Here is a 2,739-nt window from a genome sequence, read left to right on the forward strand (position 1 = left end):
ACCCATTGCCGAAGGCGACGCTGAGCGACCTCCTCAACGCCAAGTCAACGCCCACCAGAGAGACCGTGATCGCGTTCCTGACGGCGTGCGGTCTCGACGATGAGGCGCAACATCTGTGGTTGGCGGCGTGGGAGCGGGTCGCCACCGCTCACCAGCCGCGGCCCGGCGGTGCGGTCCGGGTCCGCGACGCCCGGCCGCGGCTGCTCGGTGTGCACGCCGCGATCCAGGTCGCGGATGTCGAGAATGAGCTGCCGCCGTATGTGCCGCGGGATCTCGATGCGGACCTGCGCACCGCGGTTACCGCCGCCGCGGCGAGCGGTGGTCTGGTGCTGCTGGTCGGTGGTTCATCAGTCGGCAAGACCCGCGCGCTGCTCGAAGCGGTCCGGGCGGTGCTGCCGGAGTGGTGGCTGCTACACCCCGCCGACACCCCGGCAATCAGTGCTCACGCTGCCGCCCCGACACCGCGCACGGTGCTGTGGCTCGACGAGCTGCAGCGCTACCTCAACCATCCGGCTGGGCTCACGGTTGGTGCCGCGCATCGGCTCATCACCGCTGGTACGGTCGTGGTCGCCACCTTATGGCCGGACGAGTACCGCATGCGCACCACCCGCCCCAACGCAGGCCAACCCGACCCGTACGCCGAGGACCGTGAGGTCCTCCGCCTAGCCCACATCATCCGGGTCCCGGACGAGTTCACTGCTGCGGAGCGCCGCCGTGGCGAGGCCCTCGCTGGGACCGACCGGCGGCTGCGGATCGCGCTGGACACCACCGACGCCGGCTTCACCCAGGTTCTGGCCGCCGGCCCAGCGCTGATCCAACGCTGGGAAGCGACCGACGACTGCTACGGCCAAGCAGTCATCACCGCCGCGCTCGACGCCCGCCGCGTCGGCACCCAACACCCAGCCAACCGCGACTTCCTCGAAGCCGCCACCCCCGCTTACCTCACCCCCGCCCAGCAGGCCACCGCCCCACCGGACTGGCTCGAGCATGCCCTCGCCTACGCCACCACCCCCGTCCACGGCGCCACCGGCTGCCTAACCCCCGTACCCGCCGGCATGGGCACCATCGCCGGCTGGACCGCAGCCGACTACCTCCACCAGCATGCCCGCCGAGCCCGCCGAACCACTCTCCTCCCTGACCCTGTCTGGAAAGCGCTCGTCGCCCACCACCACCCCGACGACACCACCACCCTCGCCGACAACGCCCAACGCCGCGGCCGGCCTGATGACGCCATCACCCTTTACCGATACGCCGCGCATCGCGGCGACGGGGCCGCCGCCGTTCGGCTGGCCGACATGCTGGTTGGCCAAGGCCGCGTCGGCGAGGCCCTAGGGGTGTTACGCGAGCACGCCGACGCCGGAGACCCGTATGCCACCAACCGGCTGGCCGACGTCCTGGCCGAGCAGGGCCGCGTCGATGAGCTGCACGAGCGCGCCGACGCCGGCGACGGGCTTGCCGCCTCCCGGCTGGCCGACGTCCTGGCCGAGCAGGGCCGCGTCGATGAGCTGCACGAGCGCGCCGACGCCGGCGATGGGTCTGCCGCCTCCCGGCTGGCCGACGTGCTAGGTGACCAAGACCGCCTTGATGAGGCCCTAGGGATGTTGCGTGAGCACGCCGACGCCGGCGATGGGTCTGTCGCCTCCCGGCTGGCCGACGTGCTGGCGAAGCAGGGCCGCGTCGATGAGCTGCGCGAGCGCGCCGACGCCGGCGACGGGTCTGCTGCCGCCCGGCTGGCCGACGTCCTGGCCGAGCAGGGCCGCGTCGATGAGCTGCACGAGCGCGCCGACGCCGACGATAGGTTTGCCGCCGCCCGGCTGGCCGACGTCCTGGCCGAGCAGGGCCGCGTCGATGAGCTGCGCGAGCGCGCCGACGCCGGCGACGGGTCTGCTGCCGCCCGGCTGGCCGACGTCCTGGCCGAGCAGGGCCGCGTCGATGAGCTGCGCGAGCGCGCCGACGCCGACGCCGACGACTGGTATGCCGCCTACCGGCTGGCCGACGTGCTGGCCGAGCAGGGCCGCGTCGACGAGTTGCGCGAGCGCGCCGACGCCGGTAACAGATATGCCCCCTCCCGGCTGGCCGACGTCCTGGCCGAGCAAGGCCGCGTCGACGAGCTGCGCGAGCGCGCCGACGCCGGCGACTGGTATGCAGCCCTTGGACTGATTGGTGTACTGGCAGAGCAGGGTCGCATTGAAGCCATCAGGGATGAAATGACTGCAGGTACACCGGGAGCAGCCAATACTCTTCGAGACATGCTGCGATCGAGTTGATGAGGTAGATCGGCCGCCTTGAGTAAGCAGGCTGATCAGGATTCGTTCTGATGCAACATTGAACGATTTTACTGGGGGAAGGCATGTATTCGAACGTGCGGTATTCCCCAGGGTTGAGCAGCCAGTCGGGCCCGTGGTAAGCGGGCCCGGCCAGCGTCGGATCAACGTTCGAGCATCCAGGTAAAGATGGCGCGGACCGCGCCGGCAATGGCGCCGCGGACGGCGGCGAGGGTGAGCTTCTCGCGCCAGGTCGGGTTGGTGGGTTCGTTGGGCATCGGTGGCTCCCGGTGAGACGTCGGGGTGGGGAGCCGGCCGGTCTCCCGCGGTGACGCCTTGAGCGAAGCGCTTGGTCGCGGGGTTCGGCATGGGGTGCGAACGAAGCCGAAGAGCGCTGCTGGTCACCGGTGTGGGTGACCTCGGCGTTCGCGTCGAAGGTTGTGGCGGTCTACGGTGGTCCGTCAGTGTTCGGTGC

1 protein-coding gene is annotated in these 2,739 nt (G+C 70.8%); it reads left to right on the forward strand.

From position 1 onward, the window contains the following. Positions 1 to 209: 209 nt before the first annotated feature. Positions 210 to 2,267 (forward strand): hypothetical protein, encoded by a 2,058-nt coding sequence (locus AB0H83_RS51690; RefSeq protein ID WP_360111392.1) that lies wholly within the window; start codon positions 210 to 212, stop codon positions 2,265 to 2,267. Positions 2,268 to 2,739 lie beyond the last annotated feature (472 nt).

Origin of the sequence: Dactylosporangium sp. NPDC050688 (assembly GCF_040654515.1) — a bacterium.
Taxonomy (GTDB): Bacteria; Actinomycetota; Actinomycetes; order Mycobacteriales; family Micromonosporaceae; genus Dactylosporangium.